This is a genomic window from Streptomyces sp. NPDC007863, assembly GCF_040633895.1.
Lineage (GTDB): Bacteria > Actinomycetota > Actinomycetes > Streptomycetales > Streptomycetaceae > Streptomyces.
Window position 1 is genome coordinate 58,797 of record NZ_JBEYEI010000003.1, and the last position, 15,602, is coordinate 74,398.

Below are 15,602 nucleotides of genomic sequence, written 5' to 3' on the forward strand. Positions count from 1 at the left end.
GCGCGGGCTCCCCTTCCGGAACCCGGGCGCGGAACGCGGGCGCGGAACCCGGGCACGGAACGTGGGCGCGGAACCCGCTCGTGCTCGCTCCCCCGTGGCGGTACGTTCGCCGGATGTCGTACCGCGCCCTTCTCACCCGCCCCGTCCTCACCTGGTGCGCCGTCACCGCGGCCGCCCGGATGCCCGTCGCGATGGCGCCGCTGGCGCTGGTGTTCCTGGTGCGGGAGAGGCCGGGCGGGTACAGCCTCGGGGCGGTGCTCGCGGCCGTGTACGTGATCGGGGAGATCCTCGCCGCGCCGGTGCTCGGCCTGCGGATGCGGGCCGAGCGGGCCAGGCCGCAGATGGCGGGCGGGCTCGCCGTGGGCGCGGCCGGCTTCGCGGGGCTCGGGCTCGCGCCGGGCGCCCACCCCGTCGTCCTGGGGGTGCTGGCGTTCCTGGCCGGGGCCGGGCCCGTCGCCGTGTCGGCGGGGCTGCGGGCGCTGCTCACGGGGATGGTGCCGGAACGATCCGTCACCCAGGCGCTGAGCCTGGAGTCCATGCTGACCTTCGGGATCTGGGCGGCCGCGCCCGCGCTGACGACCGGCCTCGCGCTCGGCGCCGCCCCCGCCGTACCGCTGCTCCTCCAGGCCGCGCTGATGGCCGCCGGGCTCGCGGGGCTGTGGCTGCTGCCCGCCGGCTGGTCGGCGGAGGCGCCGGAGAAGGACGGGCCGGGCAGGCGGCGGGCGCTGCTCGCGGCCTGGCCGGTGTACGTCCTGGGAGCGGCCTCTCTGACCCTCCTCGCGCTCGCCGAACTGATCCTGCCCGCCCTCCTCGAACAGCGCGGCATCGGCATCGGCTGGGCGGGCCCCCTGCTCGCCGGCTTCTCCCTCGGGTCGGTCGCCGGTTCCTTCCTGTACGGGCTCCGCTCCGACTGGCCCGGGCCGCTCCCGTTGCAGTCGCTCCTGCTCGTCCTCGGGGTGACCGCCGGGGTGGCGGCGGTGGCGCTGCTGCCGGGCGCCGTCGCCCTCGGCGTCGCCCTCGCGGCGGCCGGGCTGCTCCAGGCGCCGGCGATGCTCACCCGGAACCTGGCCCTGCGGCGGGTGCTGCCGCCGTCGGCGCTGGCCGCCGGGTACTCGATCATGTACGCGGCGGTCGGCGCGGGGTACGCGGCGAGCGGCACGCTCGCGGGCGGGCTGCTGCGCGTGGTCGCCCCGTCGACCGCGATCCTCTGCGGGGTGGGCCTGACCCTGCTGCTCGTCGTGGTCGCGGCGTTCGGCGAGCTGAGGCTCGTACGGAACCGCGAGCGGGAGCGGGAGGCGGCGCTCCCGCGCGAGGGTCACCCGGCCGGCACGCCGGGGCGGAAGGTGCGGCGGTAGGCGGTCGGGGTGACGCCGATCGCGGTCATCAGGTGGACCCGCAGGGACTGGGCGGTGCCGAAGCCGGCGTCCTGGGCCACCCGGTCGACGGGCAGGTCGCTGGTTTCCAGGAGGTGACGGGCCCGCTCGATCCGCTGCTGGGTGAGCCACTGGCCGGGGCTGATGCCGACCTCGTCGCGGAAGCGGCGGGTGAAGGTGCGGACGCTCGTCGCCTCCCGTTCGGCGAGGTCGCGGAGCTGGATCGGCTCGTGGAGGTGGGCGAGCGCCCAGGCGCGGGCGGCGGTCGTGCTCTGGGTGCCGGCGTCGGGGACGGGGCGGGCGATGTACTGGGCCTGGCCGCCGTCCCGGTGCGGGGGGACGACCGTGCGGCGGGCCACGTCGTTGGCGACGGCCGCGCCGTGGTCGCGGCGGACGATGTGCAGGCACAGGTCGAGGCCGGCGGCGACGCCCGCCGAGGTCAGGACGTCGCCGTCGTCGACGAAGAGGACGTCCGCGTCGACCCGTACGGTCGGGAAGAGCCGCTGGAAGTGGTCGGCCGAGGCCCAGTGGGTGGTGGCGGGGCGCCCGTCGAGGTACCCGGCGGCGGCGAGGACGTACCCGCCCGTGCAGATCGCGACGAGCCGGGTGCCGGGCCGGACGCGGGCGAGGGCGGCGGCCAGTTCGGGGGTGAGCCTGCCCTCCTCGTAGACGGGGCCCAGTTCGTACGAGGCCGGGACGACGACCGTGTCCGCGGTGGCCAGCGCCTCCGGGCCGTGCTCCACGTGGATCGCGAAGTCGGCGTCGGTCCGCACCGGTCCGGCGGCCACGGCGCACGTCACGATCTCGTACAGCGGCCGCCCCTCGGGGTCCCGGGCGCGGCCGAAGATCCGGTGCGGGATGCCCAGCTCGAAGGGGAGGAGCCCGGGCAGGGCGAGGACGGCGACGCGGTGCGGCCGGTGCGGCGCGGTCTCTCCCATGGGCCTCTCCCTCGGCTTTCCCTCAGCTAAATCAATGGTGGTCCAGACCAGTCGGTGGTACGACTGGCTGCCCGTGACGGACAACACGTACAAGCCCGGGGCCGACGCGCTGATTCCGCTGCCGGTCGCGCCCCCCGCACTCTGGAACCGTAACTTCAGGCTCTTCTTCACGGCCAGGGCCGCCGCCGTCCTCGGCGAGGGGATGGTCCCCGTCGCCTTCGCCGCCGGACTGCTCGGCGCCGGCCGGCCCGGCTCCTCCGTCGGGTACGCGCTCGGCCTGTGGACGGCCGCCTTCGCCGTCTTCGTCCTCTTCGGCGGCGTCCTCGCCGACCGCTTCACCGCCCGCCGCATGATGATCACCGCGGATCTGCTGCGGCTGCCCGGGGCGGCGCTGCTCGCCGTCGCCTTCGCGGTCGGCAGCCCGCCGCTGTGGGCCGTGTACGGGCTCTCCGTCGTCGCGGGCGTCGGAGCCGCGCTCTTCCAGCCGGGGGTCGCCTCGACGATCCCGCGGATCGCGCCCGACGTGCAGCGCGCCAACGCCGTCCTGCGGGTGGTGGAGGCGCTGATGACGATGGCGGGCCCGGCGCTCGCGGGGCTCCTCGTCGCCGTCTGGAACGCGGGCGCGGCCTTCGCCGCGAACGCCGCCACGTTCGCCGTCAGCGCCGTCTGCTTCCTGCTGATGCGGATCCCGCCGATGGCGGACGGCGGCCGGGTCCGCGGCTCGTTCGGCTCCGAACTCGCCCTCGGGTGGCGGGAGTTCCGCTCGCGGAGCTGGCTGTGGGGGGTCATTTCCATCTGGACGGTGTACGGGCTGACCGTCGCCGGTCCGATGGTGCCGCTCACCGCGAGCCTGGTCACCGGCGGGCACGGCTCGGCGGTGTACGGCGCGCTGATGGCGGTCAACGGCGCGGGCAGCGCGCTCGGGGGGCTGCTCGCGCTCCGGATCCGCCCGCGCCGGCCCCTCGCGTCCGGGGCGGTCGCGCTCCTCGGCCTGCCGGTGAACCTGGCGCTGCTCGGCCTCGGGGCGCCGGTCGCGGCGCTGGCGGCCGGGCAGTTCGTGGCGGGCACGGCGTTCGCGTACTGGCTCGTGATGTGGTCCACGGCGGTCCAGACGCACGTCCCGCAGGAGGCGCTGAACCGGATGCACGCCTATGACGTGGCCGGATCCCTGCTGATGATGGGCGTCGGGCGGGCGCTGTCCGGGCCGGTCGCGGGGGTGGTCGGCACGGAGGCGGTGCTGCTCGCGGGGGCGGGGGTCGCGGTGCTGGTGGTGGCGGCGCTGCTGGCGGTGAGGCCGATCAGGAACCTGCCGAGGGTGGCCTGAAGGCGAGGGTTGGCCCGATCCGTTGGAAAGCTGACAGTCGGGCCAATGGCGGGGGCGGGCGGTGGCCGGAATCCTCTATGGCATGGCCCAGACAACGGAGCACCGCTCCTCCCTCCCCACCTCCCGCACCCCGCGCTTCCACCGTGCCTGGTCCGTCGCCGCGGTCACCTTCGTCACGATCATCGGCGCGGCGGCCTTCGCCTCGCTGCCGGGCCTGCTCATCGAACCGCTCCACGAGGAGTTCGACTGGTCGCGCGGCACGATCGGCTTCGCGGTCTCGGTGAACCTCGCGCTCTACGGCCTCACCGCCCCCTTCGCCGCCGCCCTCATGGACCGGTTCGGCATCCGCCGGGTCGTGGCGGTGGCCCTGTCGGTGATCGCGGTCGGCTCGCTGCTGACGGTGTGGATGACGGCGGCGTGGCAGCTGGTCCTCTTCTGGGGGATCCTCGTGGGCCTGGGCAGCGGCTCGATGGCCCTCGCCTTCGCCGCGACCGTCACGAACCGCTGGTTCACCGCCCGCCGGGGCCTGGTCACCGGCATCCTCACGGCCGCGGGCGCCTCCGGCCAGCTGGTCTTCCTCCCCCTGCTCTCCTGGCTGGTCGAGAACCACGGCTGGCGCCCGGCGTCGGTGACGGTGGCGCTCTCCGCGCTCGCGGTGGTCCCCTTCGTCTGGCTCCTGCTCCGCGACCACCCGGCGGACGTCGGCCTGGCCCCGTACGGCGGCGCGTACGCCGAGAAGCCCGCCCCCGTCACGGGCGCGGCCCGCCGCGCGGTCACCGTCCTGCTCAAGGCCGCCCGCACCGGCCCCTTCTGGCTCCTCGCCGGCACCTTCGCGATCTGCGGGGCCTCCACGAACGGCCTGGTGAAGACCCACTTCGTGCCGGCCGCCCACGACCACGGCATGCCGGTGACGGCCGCCGCCGGACTCCTCGCCGTCATCGGCGTCTTCGACGTCGTCGGCACGATCGCCTCCGGCTGGTTCACCGACCGCTTCGAGGCCCGCCGCCTGCTGGCCGTCTACTACGCCCTGCGCGGCGTCTCGCTCCTCTTCCTCCCGATGCTGCTGGCCCCCTCGGTCCACCCCCCGATGCTGTTCTTCATCGTCTTCTACGGCCTGGACTGGGTGGCGACGGTCCCGCCGACGATCGCCCTCTGCCGGGAGCACTACGGCGAGGACTCCGCGATCGTCTTCGGCTGGGTCCTCGCCTCCCACCAGATCGGCGCTGCCGTCATCGCCTTCGCCGGCGGCGTGGCCCGCGACGTCTTCGGCTCCTACGACCCCGTCTGGTACGCCTCCGGCGCCCTGTGCGCGGCAGCGGCCCTGATGGCCCTGGTCATCCGGCGGCGCGCGGCATGATGGGCGCATGGGGAGTCGGGGGAACAGGCCGTGGCTGCTGTGGGCGGCCCTGATGGTGCCGGCCGCGGCGACGATCGCCGGTATCGGCACGTACACCCGCGTCCTGGGCCCGGAGGACCCGCCGAGGCCGTCCCGGGCGGACATGGTGGGGCGGTACGAGGACGGGCACGGGGGCGCGGTGACGCTGAAGGCGGACGGCACGGCGGAGGTCGGCGGCATCGAGTACCGCGCGTACGACCGTCCCGCCGGCGACGCCACCCTGAAGCGGTGCGCGGGCCCGGGCGCCTGGTCGTTCGAGGAGACCCTGCCCCGCTGGCACAACAAGGTGCGGGTCACCACCGACTGCGGATACTTCGAGGCCTGGGACGTGGACGGCCCCCCGTCCGCCCCGCGGATGACCTACTGGACGGACCCGGGATACCCCGCCGGCCGCCGCGTCCTGACCCGCAGCGGGAACGATCGCCCGTGAGCGGTCGTGCGGAGGGGCGGACCGTCGCCCGGATGCTGAGGGTCTCGACGCTGGCGTTGTGCCTGGAGGCCGGGGTGGCGCTGGCGGCGCTGATGACGGTCGGCCTCGGCCGGGAGCCGGCGCAGGGGGGTGAGGACGGCGCCGGTGGCGGACTGGTGCTGATGGCGCTGCCGTTCCTCGCGGTCTTCGGGGTCCTCGCCGCGTTCGCCGTCTCCGCCGTGCTCGTCGTGCCCGTGGTGCTGCTCGGCGAGGACCTGGGGCGCAAGGCCGGCGGGGGTCCCCTCCGGTGGCAGCTGGCGCTCGCGGCGCTCGGCGGCGCCCTCCTCGCGCCGCTCGGCGGCGGCTGGGGATGGCTCGCGGGCGGGACCGCCCTCGCCGTGGCGGCGCTGCTCACCCGGCACGCCCGGCGCGGTTACTTCGTCGGGCTGCTGCTGTGGGGCACGCTCGCCGTCGTGAGCGCCTTCCTGGCCGGCGGGATCGTCCTGTACGTGCAGGGCTGACGTCCCGCCGCGTCTTCACGCCCCGCTGAACCGCCCGAACCGCCCCCGGTGGAAGAGCAGGGGTTCCGCGTCGTCCCGCTCCGCGCCCAGGGATTCCACGCGGCCGACGACGATCAGGTGGTCGCCGCCCGTGTGGACGGTGGTGATCGTGCAGTCGATCCAGGCGGGGACGGAGGGGAGGCGGGGGGAGCCGGTGACGGGGGTCGGGGTCCAGGGCACGCCCGCGAACTTGTCGGCGCCGCTGACCGCGAAGGCCCGGCACAGGGGGCCCTGGTCGGCGCCGAGGACGTTGACGCAGAAGGTGCCGGCCGCGGCGATGCGGGGCCAGGTGGACGACGTCCTGGCGACCATGAAGGCGACCAGGGGCGGGTCCAGGGAGAGGGAGGCGAAGGACTGGCAGGCGAAGCCGGTCGGGCCGGACGCGTCCACGGTCGTCACGAGGGTGACGCCGCTCGCGAAGTGGCCCAGGACCCGGCGGAACTCCGCGGGGTCCACCGGCGCCCGCTCGTCCTCCCGCACGGCCCGCAGGGCGGGCCGGGGGAGGGGTTCGACGGCCGTGGGCGCCCCGGCCGCTCTCAGGTGTCGGACGGCGGTGGCCGCCATCCCCGCGTGTCCCATCATGTCCCGCATTGAAGCTGACGGGGCGTCAGATGGGAAGGGCGCGGGGGAAGGCGGCCACCTTCGGTCAGGCCGTGCGGCGCGCGGGGGTCAGGGAGGCGACCGATGCGGTGGCCGCCGTCCACGCGGAGCCGGTCGCGTGCCCGGCCCGGTGGGCCGACACCTTGACCGTGATCCGCTGCCCGGCCTGGGCCTGGGTGAGCGTGAAGGCGGCCCGCGTCGCACCGCTGATCGCCCGCCCGTTCGCGTACCACTGGTACGTGTACGAGGTCGGCGCCTCCGTCCACGTGCCCCGGTTCGCGACGAGCGTCGCCCGGACCCGGGCCGTGCCGGTCACGGCGGGGGCCTTCGTCGCCGCCGGCGTGACGCCGAGGACCGTTCCCGCCGCGGCGACCGAGGTCGGCGCCGGGTGACCGGCCTTGCGCGCGGTCACGGCCACGGACAGCGCCTTGCCCTTGAGCGAGGCCGGGATCGTGTACGAGGAGGCGGTGGCCCCCGCGACGGCGACCCCGTCCGCCCGCCACTGGTAGGAGAGCGAGTCCACCGCCAGGGACCAGGAGCCCGGCTTCGCCGTCACCTTCCCGCCGACGACCGCCGTCCCCGAGACCGAGGCGGCGGCGGTGTTCCGCAGCGCGGCGATGACGGTGACCGGCGTCCTGCTCCACTCCGCGCCGAACGCGTGCACGCTGAGGTTCAGCGTGCCGTGCGGCGCGTTCGTCAGGTCCAGGGCCACCGTCATGGCGCGCCGGTCCGGCGCGACGGACACGGTCGTGGACTCGGCCCGGTACGAGCCGCCGGTCACGACGACCTTCGCGGACTCGTGCAGCGCGGAGCCGGTCACGGACATCGTGATCTTCCCCTGCCCGACCGTGGCCGGGCCGACCGTCCCGATCTTCCGCTCGTCGAGGCCGCAGAGGTACTGCGTGCACCGCACCTCGGCGCGGACCGCCGTCGTGGCCTGGGCCGGCTTCTCGGGCAGGCCGATCACCAGCGTGCTGGGCCGGGCGGCCTTCGGGGAGGCGTGCGGCAGGGGGCAGTCGTGCCGCACGCCGTCCTCACCGATCATGCCGAAGCAGGTGTTCTTCCAGGTAGCCTGGTCGTACAGCCAGGGGTTCGGGGACTGTTCGACGCTTCCCGCGGGGGTGAGCACCGGGGCGATCCGGTCGCCGGTCGCCGTCGGCAGCACCGCGCACAGCGCGGTGTGCGCCTCGCTGAGGGTGCCGGTCAGCGGCCCGGCGGTGTAGGAGACGTTCGGCACCTTCACGCACTCCGGGGCGGGCCCGGCGGGCGTGCCGACGCGCAGGGCGTCGAGCCGGTACGAGGCCGGCGCGGCCTTGCCCGCCGGGACCTGGACCAGGACCTGGTAGGTGGCGGAGCCGGTGACGGCGCAGCCCTCCGCCCAGTAGTGGCAGGCCGCCGCCTCGCCCGTGGCGCCGTAGGCCATCAGCCGGACCGTGCCCAGCGCGTCGCGCGCGTTCAGGTGCAGGGTGTCCCCGGCGGCGGAGGTGGTGACCCGGTGGCAGAGGAAGGTGCCGGGCGCGGCGGGGACGCCGCCGGTGGACGGGCCTCCCACGGCGACGGCCGGGGTGGTGACGCAGCCCCGCGCGGTGGCGGTGACGTCCTGGCGGGTGAGGGCGACCTCGCCCGGCACGTCCCTGCCCTTCACGAGGACCGTGTGGGCGAGGCCCGGGGTCAGCGCGCAGGCTGTGAAGGTGCCGTAGTACGAGCGGAGTTCGCAGATCCGCTTGCCGTTGCCGTCGATGACGACGACCTCGGCGTTCGCCGTCCCGGAGACCCTTTCCACCTGGAACAGCTCGCGCGCGGAATGGGCGCCGGCCGGGATCGTCAGGCAGTCGGCGAACACGCCGTCGCCGGTCCTCACGAGCGTCCGGGCCGGAGCCGCGCCGAACTCGGCGGCGGTGAAGGTGCGGCAGGCGGCGGGGGCGGGCGCGTCCGTGCGGTACGCGACGAAGCGGTAGCCGTCGCCGCCGGTGAAGGTCGCCCGGTACGGGGCGGTGCCGTCGAGCACGCAGCTGCCGTCCCAGAGGGAGTTGGTGGCGTAGCACTGCTCGGCGCCGGTGGCGTCGAAGACGGCGATCTCCGTCTCGCCCTCCGACAGGAGCGCGAGGTGCGCGCCGGCCGGCAGCGGCAGGTTCAGGCAGTCGATCGCGCCGGGCGCGGAGTACGAGCCCCGGTACGGGCTGCCGAACGTGACGCCGTCCACGCAGCCCGCGGTGGAGGCGCGGCCGAAGAACTGGACGGCTTCGTCGGTGAGGACGGTGTACGCCGTGCCCGCCGTGAGCGTGCAGAAGGCCTCGTAGGCGCGGCAGGCGTAGGTGCCGTCCCGGTGGTACACGGTGACGTCGCCGGGGGTGCCGTCCTCGCTCACGGACCGGACGTCGTGGCGGCCGGAGACGGTGGGCGTGACGGTCTTGCAGCCGGTCACGACGCCGGTCCGGTCCGGCGCGGTGCCGTAGACGGAGGGCGCGACGGCGACGCAGCCGGACGGGTCCGACAGGCGCCGGACCTTGAGGGTGTAGTCGCCGTCGACGACCGCGTGGACGCGGTGGCCCTCGGCGCCCTGGGGCAGGACGCAGCCCTCGCTGCCGTCCTCCTCGCGCTCGGCGCACAGGCGCGCGCCGGTCGCGTCGGAGATCCAGACGGAGGCGGCGTTCGGCAGGTCCACGGTGATCCGCTCGCCCGGCTCGGCCATGAAGCTGTGGCAGACGACGCCCAGCGGGCCGGCGCCGCTGCCGGCCGCCGGTGCGGAGTCGTACCGGGTGCCGGGGACGGCGGGGCAGCCGCCGGGCGTGCCGGCCATCAGCGGGACGAGGGCGACGCGGGTCCGCGCGGCCTCCCCGTGGGTGCTGGTGAGCCGGAGGGTGTACCGGCCGGCGGCCAGTTCGCACCAGGCGTCCTTGTAGACCCAGTCCTGGCAGTCGACCTGCTGCTCGCCCGCGAAGAGCGCGGGGTAGGCGTTGCCGCCGTCGACGAGGACGCGGTGGGTGCCGGGCTTCTCGACGGTGACGGTGAAGCAGGCGGTGGCGCCGGCCTCGATCGTCACGTCCCGGACCGCGTCGCCCGGGTCGCCGAGCGGGGCGAGCGGCAGCTCGGTACACGGTTCGGCGGCCGGCTCCGTCGCGGTGGGCGTCGGTTCGGGGGTGGGTTCCCGGCTGGGGTCCGGCGGGTCCGGAGTCGGTTCCTGGCTGGGCTCCCGGGTGGGCTCCGGGGTGGGGTCCGCGGTGGCGGACGGCTCGGGCGCCGGGGCGGCCGGCGGCGCGTCCCCGGGCTCCGCGGGCGCCGCCGTGGAGGCGCGCGGGGCCGGGGGTTCCGCCAGGGCGGTCTCCGCCGGGAGCAGCGGGCCGACGAGGGCCGCCAGCAGGGCGGGCACGAGGAGCAGGTTCTTGGTGAGACGGGCGGGTCCGGTGGAGCGGGTGAAGCTGGTGGAGCGGGTGGAGCGGGTGGAGCGGGTGGTTCTGGTGGTTCTCAGGTGCAGACGTCTCGATCTGCCGCGCGAGCGCGCGAAGTTCGGCATTCCGTTCCCCCCGGAGCGGTGTGGCAGAGGCGAGCCACACCTTAAGCGCGGGCGCTGACGGTCGCCGAACCCTTATCGGCCCTCGTACCGTGCCTCCCTCCGCTCCACGAAGCTCGTCACGCCCTCCTGGGCGTCGCGGGTCGTCATGTTCAGCTCCTGGGCGGTCGCCTCCGCCGCGAAGGCGGTCGCGCGGTCGGTGTCCTGGGCGGCGTTGACCAGCTGTTTCGTCAGGGCCAGGGCGCGGGTGGGGCCCTGGGCGAGGCGTTCGGCCCAGGCGCGGGCCGTCTTCGGGAGGTCGTCGGCGGGGACGACGCGGTTCACCAGGCCCCAGGCGAGGGCCTCCGTCGCCGGGAGCGCGTCGCCGAAGAACATCAGTTCCTTCGCGCGGCGGGGGCCCACCAGCCTGGGCAGCAGGTACGCGCCGCCGCCGTCGGGGACCAGGCCGCGGCGGACGAAGACCTCCACGAAGCGGGCGGACTCGGCGGCCAGGACCAGGTCGCAGGCGAAGGCCAGGTGCGCGCCGATGCCCGCGGCCGTCCCGTTCACCGCCGCGATCACCGGTTTCTCGCAGTCCATGACGGCCGCGATGAAGCGCTGCGCGCCGGCGCGGATCATGCGGGAGACGTCTCCGGCGACCTTGTCGCCGAGGGCGGGGGCGCCCCGCAGGTCCGCGCCCGCGCAGAAGCCGCGGCCCGTCGCGGTGATCACCACCGCCCGTACCGAGGGGTCGGCGGAGGCCTCCGCGAGGAGGGCGATGACGCGTTCTCGCTGGTCCCAGGTGACCGCGTTCATCGCCTCGGGGCGGTTGAGGGTGATCCAGGAGACGCCGTTCTCGACGGAGTGGAGTACGTCGGGGGACACCTTGGGCTCCTATCGGCAGACCGCCAGCGCGTCCAGGGCCACCGCGCCCTGGCCGCGCGGCAGGACCATCAGCGGGTTGATGTCGAGCTCGGAGAGGTCGCCGTCGAGTTCGAGGGCCATCCGCTGGACCCGGAGCACGACCTCGACGAGCGCGTCGACGTCGGCCGGCGGCGCTCCGCGTACGCCGTCGAGGAGGGCGCGGCCGCGCAGCTCGTCCAGCATCGAGCGGGCCTCGCGTTCGCCGAAGGGCGGGACGCGGACGGCGGTGTCGTTCAGGACCTCCACCAGGACGCCGCCGAGGCCGACGGTGACGGTCGGGCCGAAGAGGTCGTCGCGGGTCACCCCGACCACCATCTCGACGCCCTTCCCGACCATCTGGCAGACGAGGACGCCGTCGAGGTCGATCCCCTCGTAGCGGGCGATGTCGGTGAGGTCGCGGTACGCGTCGCGGACCTGGCTCGCCGAGGTCAGGCCGACCTTCACGAGGCCCAGCTCCGTCTTGTGGGCGAGCCGCGCGCCCGAGGCCTTCATCACCACCGGGTAGCCGACGAGACCGGCCGCCCGGACGGCCGCCGCCGCGCTCGTCACCAGCTGCTCGCGCGGGACGCGGATGCCGTACGCGCGCAGCAGCTGCTTGGCGGCGTGTTCGCTGAGCCGCTGCCCGGGCCGCATCAGGGCCTGGGCCTTGCGGAAGGACGGGGAGGGGGTGCGGGGGGCCTCGTCGAAGGGGGAGCGGTAGCCGGCGGTGAAGCGGTGGTGGTCGAGGTAGGCCTTCACGGCGCCGACGCAGTTGCCGAAGGTGCGGAAGGTGGCGACGCGGGAGGAGCCGAGGAGGGTGGTGCGGTAGGCGTCCTCGGTGCCGAGGGGCGAGCCCCACACCACGCACACCAGCTTGTCGGTGGCCTCGGCCGCGTCCACCAGGTCCTGCGCGAGCTTGTCGCTCATCGGGGGGAAGGGGCCGGTGATGGGGCAGATGAGCACGCCCACCGACGGGTCGGCGAGGATCGCGTCGATGATCTTCCGGCCGCGCCAGTCGCCGACGGGGTGGCCGCCGTTGTCGACGGGGTTGGCGACGTTCAGGTACTCCGGGATCCACTGGTGCAGCTCGTCCCGCTTGGCGTCGCCCAGGGTGGGGAGGGTGAGTCCGGCGGCCGTCGCGAGGTCGGCGAAGTGGGCGCCGGTGCCGCCGGAGATCGAGTAGACGACGACGCCCTCGGCGAGCGGCGCGCGGGCGCGGGCGAGGAGGGTGGCGGTGTCCTGGAGCTGGTCGAGCCCGTCGACGCGGATGACGCCGAACTGCCGCATGGCCGCGTCCACGACCCGGTCCGCGCCGGTCAGCTTCCCGGTGTGGGAGGCGGCGGTGCGGGCGCCGGTCTCGGTCCTGCCGACCTTCACGGCCACCACGGGCACGCCCTCGCGGGCGGCGCGGTCGGCGGCGAGCAGGAAGGACCGCCCGTCCTTGAGCCCCTCCACGTAGGCGGCGATGGCGCCGACCTCCGGCAGGGAGGCGAAGTACGAGACGAAGTCGGCGGTCTCCAGGTCGGCCTCGTTGCCGGTCGGCGCCCAGTGGGAGAGGCGGACGCCCAGCTCCTGGAGGGTGAAGAGGGGCCGGCCCTGGTGTCCGGACTGGGTGATGAGGGCGACGGCGGGGCCGTCGAGGTCGTCGCGGAAGCGCTCGAAGGCGTTGAGGTTGGTGTTGGGCCCGAGGAGGCGGATGCCGGTACGGCGCACGGCCTCGGCGAGCCGCTCCTGCGCGGCGGCCCCGGAGGCGCCGGTCTCGGCGAAGCCGGAGGCGAAGGCGACGGCGAACCGCACCCCGGCCTCGCCGAGCTCCTCGACGACGGGCAGCGGGTCGGCGACCAGCAGGACGGCGAGGTCCACGGGCTCCGCGAGCTCCTTGACGGAGCGCACGCAGTCGATGCCGAAGACGGCGGTACGGGTCGGGTGGACGGGGACGAGCTCCGCGCCGACCCGCTCGGCCCAGGCGAGCAGCTGCCGGGTGATGCCGGTGTTGGGCCGTCCCTCGGTGTCGGAGGCGCCGACGACGGCGACGGACCGGGGACGGAAGAAGCGGTCGAGGTCGGGGACCTCGGCGTACAGCTCCCGTCCGCTGACGTCCCGGTCGCCGGGCGCGGCGGCGTGCCCGTGGACGGCGGTGCGGGGGGATTCCCCGCAGGCGTCCACGCGGGCGCGCAGACCGGTGGTGAAGGTGCCGTGAGTCGATCCAAGCATGGTTGCGCTCCGCCCTTCCGTGCAGGACGCGTCCCGGCCACGTGACCTGACGCATAGTCAGATTACAGAACTGACGCTCAGTCAGGAATGGGGCGGTGCGGAGGAAGCGGAGCGGTGCGGGACCGAAGGCCCCGCCGGGGCCTTCGGCGAGGGGGTGCTACGTCCGGGCGATGCGGCGGGCGATGCGCTCCGCGTCCCGGGCCAGTTCGCGGAGCATGCCGCTGATCGGGTTGGTGAAGCCGGTGAAGTAGAGGCCGGGGTGGCCCTTCGGGCAGCGCGGGCCGCGGGTGAGCGGGCGGCCCCGGTCGTCGAGGACGCCGAGGTGGCCGACGAGGGGTTCGAGGGCCCGACGGTAGCCGGTGGCGGCGATGACCGCGTCCGGGGCGATCCGGGTGCCGTCGGCGAGGACGACCTCGGCGCCCTCCAGGGCCTCGACGGCCGCGACGACCTCGACCTTCCCGGCGCGCACGGCGTCGATCAGGCCGACGTCCTGGACGGGGATGGCCCCGGCCCGGGCGCGGGTGGCGAGCCCGGTGCCGGGGCGGGGGAGGCCGTGGGCGGCGAGGTCGGGGACGGCGAGCCGGGCCATCCCGGCGCCGAGCCGGTCCACCAGGCGGGGCGGGAGGCGGCGGATCAGGATGCCGGTGCGCTGGGCGGGCCAGCCGGCGGTGGTGCGGCGCACGATGTGCGGGGCGGTGCGGACGGCGAGCCGGACCCGGGCGGCGCCGCCCTCGGCGAGGTCGGCGGCGATCTCGGCGCCGGTGTTCCCGACGCCGACGACGAGCACGTCCTTGCCCGCGTACGGCTCCGGGCTGCGGTACTCGCGGGCGTGGACCAGCTCGCCCCCGTACGTCTCGCGGCCCGGCCACGCGGGGACGGCCGGCGTGTGGTTGAAGCCGGTGGCGACGACCACGGCCCGGCCGGTGAGCCGCCGTCCGCCGCTCGCGTGCAGGGTCCAGGCCCCGCTGCCGTCCCCGGCGGGTTCGATCCGGTGCACCTCGACGCCGGTGACGACGTCCAGCTCGTGCTTCTCGGCGTACGCCTCCAGGTAGCGGACGACGTCGGCGCGGGCGACCCAGCGGCCGTACGACCGGGGGATCCGGAGGCCGGGCAGGCCGGAGAGGCGCCGGGTGGTGTGCAGCCGCAGCCGGTCGTAGTGGCCGCGCCAGGAGGCGCCGACGGAGCCGGACTTCTCCAGGACCACGGCGCGGACGCCACGGGCGCGCAGGGTGGCGGCGACCGCGAGCCCGCCGGGGCCGGCGCCGATGACGTACACCGGTTCTTGGGGGGTGGTGGTGACCATGAATGCTGAGCGTAATGACGTGTACACGCAGTGGGTCTCGGTCGAGAAGGGATTTCGGTTGCGAATCGGTCACGTGCGCCGGCCCTCGCCGACCCCTTGCGGACCGGCCGGGCGGTGCGCTGAACTGACGTACCGTCAGATCTGCCTCGTCGAGGGGACCGCGCATGCAGACCGTCTGGCTCACCGGCGCCGAGTGGCTCGCCGTCCTCCGCATAGGCCTCGGCCTGTGGTGGCTGGAGAGCTGGCGCCACAAGGACAGGAAGGGCTGGTTCGAGCGCGGCACCGGCATCGCCTGGGCGGCCGACGTGGCCGGCAAGCACCGGTGGGCGGTGGTCAGGACCGGCTTCGACAAGGTCGTCGCCCCCCGCCCCAGGCTCATGGCGTACGTCGTCGTCTACGCCGAACTCGCCCTCGGCCTCGGCCTGGTCTCCGGCTTCCTCACCCCGGTCGCCCTCGTCTGCGGCCTCCTCCTCAACCTCCTCTACCTCGTCCTCATGATCCACGACTGGGCCGAGCAGGGGCAGAACGCGATGATGGCGCTGATCTCCCTCGTCGCCCTCTTCGCGATGGCCTGGCAGACCTGGTCCCTCGACTCCGCGATCGGACTCTTCTCGTGACGGCCACCCCCGACGTCGACGCCTTCACCCGCGCCTACTGGGACGCCGCCGCCGAGGGCCGCCTCCTGATCCGCCGCTGCCGGGCCTGCGACCGCCCCCACCACTACCCCCGCGAGTTCTGCCCGCACTGCTGGAGCGAGGACGGGGAGTGGACGGAGGCGAGCGGCCGCGCCACGCTCTACACCTGGTCCGTCGTCCACCGCAACGACCTCCCGCCCTTCGGCGACCGGGTGCCCTACGTGGCGGCCGTCGTCGACCTGGCGGAGGGCCCGCGCATGATGACGCGGGTCGTGGACGTGCCGGAGCACGCCCTCCGACCGGACATGGAGCTGACGGTCGCCTTCGAGACGGGCGAGGACGGCGTCGCCGTACCGGTCTTCACCACACCCCCCTCCCGGCCCTCCTCCTGAGTGCGCAAGAGCACGCGTACTCAGAACACCCCTGTGCCCGGACGGACCGCGGGAGCGGCGGAGTT

General features: G+C 75.1%; 13 protein-coding genes. 7 read left to right on the top strand and 6 right to left on the bottom strand.

All coding sequences use genetic code 11. The features are described from left to right. The first annotated feature begins 113 nt into the window (after positions 1-113). Positions 114-1,355: an MFS transporter gene (locus ABZ621_RS05350; protein ID WP_360600938.1), complete on the top strand. Its 1,242-nt coding sequence runs from the start codon at positions 114-116 to the stop codon at positions 1,353-1,355. Here the strand turns inward: ABZ621_RS05350 and ABZ621_RS05355 are convergent. Beyond that, positions 1,316-2,311 carry a helix-turn-helix domain-containing protein gene (locus ABZ621_RS05355; protein WP_360600940.1) on the bottom strand — a complete coding sequence of 332 codons (996 nt, stop codon included), beginning with the start codon at positions 2,309-2,311 and terminating at the stop codon, positions 1,316-1,318. The genes ABZ621_RS05350 and ABZ621_RS05355 overlap by 40 nt on opposite strands. A gap of 34 nt (positions 2,312-2,345) precedes the next feature. On the opposite strand from ABZ621_RS05355, the gene ABZ621_RS05360 reads away from it, so the two are divergent. From ABZ621_RS05360 to ABZ621_RS05375, 4 genes are all read left to right on the top strand, one after another. Further along, positions 2,346-3,635: an MFS transporter gene (locus tag ABZ621_RS05360; RefSeq protein ID WP_360600942.1), complete on the top strand. Its 1,290-nt coding sequence runs from the start codon at positions 2,346-2,348 to the stop codon at positions 3,633-3,635. 82 nt (positions 3,636-3,717) lie between these two features. Continuing rightward, positions 3,718-4,992: an MFS transporter gene (locus tag ABZ621_RS05365; RefSeq protein WP_360600944.1), complete on the top strand. Its 1,275-nt coding sequence runs from the start codon at positions 3,718-3,720 to the stop codon at positions 4,990-4,992. Between the two features lie 7 nt (positions 4,993-4,999). Further along, entirely contained in the window at positions 5,000-5,461 is a 462-nt protein-coding gene (locus tag ABZ621_RS05370) for a hypothetical protein (RefSeq protein ID WP_360600946.1), read from the top strand. Next, positions 5,458-5,961 (top strand): hypothetical protein, encoded by a 504-nt coding sequence (locus ABZ621_RS05375; RefSeq protein ID WP_360600948.1) that lies wholly within the window; start codon positions 5,458-5,460, stop codon positions 5,959-5,961. The genes ABZ621_RS05370 and ABZ621_RS05375 overlap by 4 nt, the downstream gene beginning before the upstream one ends. 15 nt (positions 5,962-5,976) lie before the next feature. Here ABZ621_RS05375 and ABZ621_RS05380 read toward each other — a convergent pair whose 3' ends face one another. The 5 genes from ABZ621_RS05380 to ABZ621_RS05400 all read right to left on the bottom strand — a co-directional run bounded on the left by ABZ621_RS05380 (position 5,977) and on the right by ABZ621_RS05400 (position 14,510). Beyond that, positions 5,977-6,582: a flavin reductase family protein gene (locus tag ABZ621_RS05380; RefSeq protein WP_360600950.1), complete on the bottom strand. Its 606-nt coding sequence runs from the start codon at positions 6,580-6,582 to the stop codon at positions 5,977-5,979. Between the two features lie 64 nt (positions 6,583-6,646). Continuing rightward, positions 6,647-10,114 (bottom strand): hypothetical protein, encoded by a 3,468-nt coding sequence (locus ABZ621_RS05385; RefSeq protein WP_360600952.1) that lies wholly within the window; start codon positions 10,112-10,114, stop codon positions 6,647-6,649. Positions 10,115-10,186: 72 nt separating this feature from the next. After that, a complete protein-coding gene (locus ABZ621_RS05390) occupies positions 10,187-10,975 on the bottom strand; it encodes an enoyl-CoA hydratase-related protein (protein WP_360600954.1) in 789 nt (262 codons plus the stop codon). A 9-nt stretch (positions 10,976-10,984) separates the two neighbouring features. Next, positions 10,985-13,207 carry an acetate--CoA ligase family protein gene (locus tag ABZ621_RS05395; RefSeq protein ID WP_360600956.1) on the bottom strand — a complete coding sequence of 741 codons (2,223 nt, stop codon included), beginning with the start codon at positions 13,205-13,207 and terminating at the stop codon, positions 10,985-10,987. 157 nt (positions 13,208-13,364) lie between these two features. Then, positions 13,365-14,510 (bottom strand): NAD(P)/FAD-dependent oxidoreductase, encoded by a 1,146-nt coding sequence (locus tag ABZ621_RS05400; protein ID WP_360600958.1) that lies wholly within the window; start codon positions 14,508-14,510, stop codon positions 13,365-13,367. 164 nt (positions 14,511-14,674) lie between these two features. Between ABZ621_RS05400 and ABZ621_RS05405 the strand changes: the two genes are divergently transcribed. Beyond that, the gene (locus ABZ621_RS05405) at positions 14,675-15,127 is read left to right on the top strand and encodes a DoxX family protein (protein WP_360600960.1); all 453 of its coding nucleotides are present in this window, start codon (positions 14,675-14,677) and stop codon (positions 15,125-15,127) included. After that, the gene (locus ABZ621_RS05410) at positions 15,124-15,537 is read left to right on the top strand and encodes a Zn-ribbon domain-containing OB-fold protein (RefSeq protein ID WP_360600962.1); all 414 of its coding nucleotides are present in this window, start codon (positions 15,124-15,126) and stop codon (positions 15,535-15,537) included. The genes ABZ621_RS05405 and ABZ621_RS05410 overlap by 4 nt, the downstream gene beginning before the upstream one ends. Positions 15,538-15,602: the final 65 nt, after the last annotated feature.